The organism is Oceanibaculum sp. (assembly GCF_022449305.1).
Taxonomy (GTDB): Bacteria; Pseudomonadota; Alphaproteobacteria; order Oceanibaculales; family Oceanibaculaceae; genus Oceanibaculum; species Oceanibaculum indicum.
Genome location: NZ_JAKUSO010000122.1, coordinates 1 through 3,028, shown reverse-complemented (window position 1 = coordinate 3,028; position 3,028 = coordinate 1). Strand labels below are relative to the sequence as shown.

Genomic DNA, 3,028 nt, shown 5'->3' with positions numbered 1-3,028 from the left:
GAATTGGCGATGCCGACGGCGGCGATGCCAGTTTCCGGCAGGATGTTGCAGGCCGCCTCCAGCCCGGCATCGATGGCCGGAAAGGCAAAGCCGGTGCGGGCATCGACCCGGATGACCGCTGCCGCCGTCCGTTCCACGAGGGGCGTCACCATGCCGTCCGCCTTGCCGTTCCGCGCCTGATCGGCATAGACCGGCGCGCGCGCGGCACCATGGGAGCTGATGCCCTCCGCCTCCGCCCGCGTCAGCGCGCGGGCCACGCCGGCAGCGGCGTCCGGGGAGACCCGGCTGTTCAGCATCACATCACGGATCAGCGCTTCCAGCGCAGGCAGGGAAAGAGAGTGCGGCATGTGTCTCGATCTGTGGCGGGGCGGGTCGAAAGGATGTATGTCAGATGGTCACGCCACTGACAACTTGCCGAACAAGAACCGAGGGGGAAATCCGTGAGCCACGCCGATCTCGTGAAGCTGACCGCCGTCGAGGCCGTCGATCTTTTGAAAAAGCGCAAGGTCTCGCCGCTGGAGATGATCGATGCCGCCGCTGCCCGCATTGCCGAGGTGGACAAGACCGTAAACGCGCTGCCGACCCTGTGCCTTGACCGGGCGCGCGAGCAGGCGAAGCGGCTGGAGTCGCAGCCGGGCGACAAGGATTATGCCGGCTATCTCGCTGGCCTGCCCATCGCGGTGAAGGACCTGAACCCGGTGAAGGGCGTGCTGACCACCTATGGCTCGCCGATCTACAAGGATTACGTGCCGGACCATTCCGACCATATGGTGGAGATGCTGGACCGGCGCGGCGCCGTCACCATCGCCAAGTCCAACACGCCGGAATTCGGCGCCGGCGCCAACACCTTCAACGAGGTGCTGGGCACCACGGTCAATCCGTGGGATACGCGCAAGAGCTGCGCCGGCTCCTCCGGCGGGGCGGCGGTCGCGCTGGCCACCGGCCAGGTCTGGCTGGCCACCGGCTCCGACCTGGGCGGGTCCTTGCGCAGCCCGGCCAGCTTCTGCGGCATCGTCGGCATGCGCCCCAGCCCTGGCCGGGTGGCGCACGGCCCGTCGCTGATGCCCTTCGCCAACCTGTCGGTCGATGGGCCGATGGCGCGCACCGTCGCCGATACCGCACTGTTCCTGGACGCGATGGCCGGCCAGCATCCGCGCGATCCGATCTCGCTGGCGGAACCGGCTAGCTCCTTCTCGGCGGCGGTGGCCAATCCGGGCAAGCTGTCGCGCGTCGCCTTCTCGGCTGATCTGAACGGCATCACGCCGGTCGATCCGGAAGTGCGGGAGATCGTGACCAAGGCGGCCCGCCTGTTCGAGAGCCTGGGCGCCAAGGTCGAAGAGGCCTGCCCCGACCTGAAGGAATCGCAGGAGACCTTCCAGATCCTGCGCGCCGCGCAGTTCGCCGCCTCCAAGGCGCCGCTGCTGGAAAAGCACCGCGACCTTTTGAAGCCCGAAGTCATCTGGAACATCGAGAAGGGCCAGAAGCTGACCGCTGAGGAGATCGGCAAGGCCGAGCGCTGGCGCGGCGAGCTGTTCTATCGCACAGCCAAATTCTTCGAGAGCTACGACGTGCTGGTCTGCCCGACCACCATCGTGCCGCCCTATCCGGTGGAGCAGCGCTATGTGGCGGAGGTCGATGGCCACAAATTCGACAATTACATCGAATGGGTACTGGTCTGCTCGGCCTTCACCCTGACCTCCTGCCCGGCGATCTCGGTGCCCTGTGGCTTCACAAAGGACGGGCTGCCGGTCGGGTTGCAGATCGTCGGCAAGCCGCGCGGCGAGGCCCCCATGCTGCAGGCGGCGAAGCTGTTCGAGGATGCCGCTGGCCTCTCGACCCGCCTCCCCATCGATCCCATCGTGAAGGCGTAAAAGAAAACGCCCCCGGCGTGACCGGGGGCGTCGTTCTTCAGGCTCTTGTATCGCTTACGACGAATAATGCACCGCGCAGCCATAGGCACGGGTGACCGGGTTCGGCACCGGCGCACCCTTGTCCATCGCCTGCAGCGCCTCGCTGACGTAATTCACCGCCTGCGGAATGTCGTCGGCGCGGGCCGAGGGGATCGAATCGATGGCGCCCTTGTACACCAGCGTGCCCTTGGCATCGATGATGTACATGTGCGGCGTGGTCTGCGCGCCATAGGCCTTGCCGATGGTGCCCTCGGGGTCGAGCAGGGTGTTGGCCGGCACGGCGCTGCGCTGATCGTTCAGCTTCATCGCGGTCGGACCATCGACATGGCCCTGCTTGCCGGGGCCGGAGGAGATGACCTGCAGCCAGACGATGTCGCGGGCCTTCGCCTCTTTCTGCAGCGCCTGCATGTTCTCCGCACCGTAATGCTTCTTCACGAAGGGGCAGTCATGGTTGGTCCATTCCAGCACGACGGTCTTGCCGCGCAGGGAGTCGAGGGCGACGGTGCTGCCGTCGGCGGCCTTGCCGGTGAAGGCGGGGGCGGGCTGGTTCACCTCCGGGCTGGCCGAGGCCACGGCCGGAACGGCCAGCGACAGGGTGAGGCCCATCAGGGCCGGCAGGAACATCTTGCGCATCAGCATGGCATCTCTCCTGTGTCAGGAATGGTGTCAAAGGGTACGCATGGTCATCAGCATCAGCCGGCCCCGATACCGCCGAGAACGATATCGACGGTCAGCAGCTGCGGCAGAACGACCGGCTGCGAGTCGCGGCCGGCCGGATAGAAGACGTAAAGCGGCACGCCGGAGCGGCCGAATTCCTCCAGCTTGGCGGTGATTTCCGCATCCTGGTTTGTCCAGTCGCCTTTGAGATAGGTCACGTCGCCGGTGCGGAAAGCCGCCGCCACGTCGGGGCGATTCAGCGCCACCTGTTCATTCACCAGGCAGGTAATGCACCAGGCGGCGGTGAAGTTCAGAAACACCGGCCTGCCCTCGGCGCGCAGCGCCTCGAACTTCTGCCGGCTGTAGGGCTCCCAAGGCGTGGTCTCGGCGGCACCCGCCGGTGCGGAGGAGGCCGGCGCGGCGCGCGGCGCGGCCTGGCTGCCGGCGGCGCTGCCCCCGCC

Annotated in this window: 4 protein-coding genes; 1 reads left to right on the top strand and 3 read right to left on the bottom strand. The window is 66.9% G+C overall.

Features of this window, described 5'->3' with window-relative positions:
* Window positions 1-347, bottom strand: a 347-nt coding sequence (locus tag MK313_RS18075; RefSeq protein ID WP_287783625.1) for an Ldh family oxidoreductase, incomplete at its 3' end; no start/stop codon positions are given.
* Window positions 348-440: 93 nt separating this feature from the next.
* Between MK313_RS18075 and MK313_RS18070 the strand changes: the two genes are divergently transcribed.
* Window positions 441-1,871 carry an amidase gene (locus tag MK313_RS18070; protein WP_287783622.1) on the top strand — a complete coding sequence of 477 codons (1,431 nt, stop codon included), beginning with the start codon at window positions 441-443 and terminating at the stop codon, window positions 1,869-1,871.
* A gap of 54 nt (window positions 1,872-1,925) precedes the next feature.
* On the opposite strand, the gene MK313_RS18065 is transcribed toward MK313_RS18070, so the two are convergent.
* Together MK313_RS18065 and MK313_RS18060 are read right to left on the bottom strand one after the other, a co-directional pair.
* A complete protein-coding gene (locus MK313_RS18065; protein WP_287783619.1) occupies window positions 1,926-2,549 on the bottom strand; it encodes a redoxin domain-containing protein in 624 nt (207 codons plus the stop codon).
* A 53-nt stretch (window positions 2,550-2,602) separates the two neighbouring features.
* Window positions 2,603-3,028 (bottom strand): thioredoxin family protein (locus tag MK313_RS18060; protein WP_287783616.1); only part of this gene is annotated, 426 nt, incomplete at its 5' end.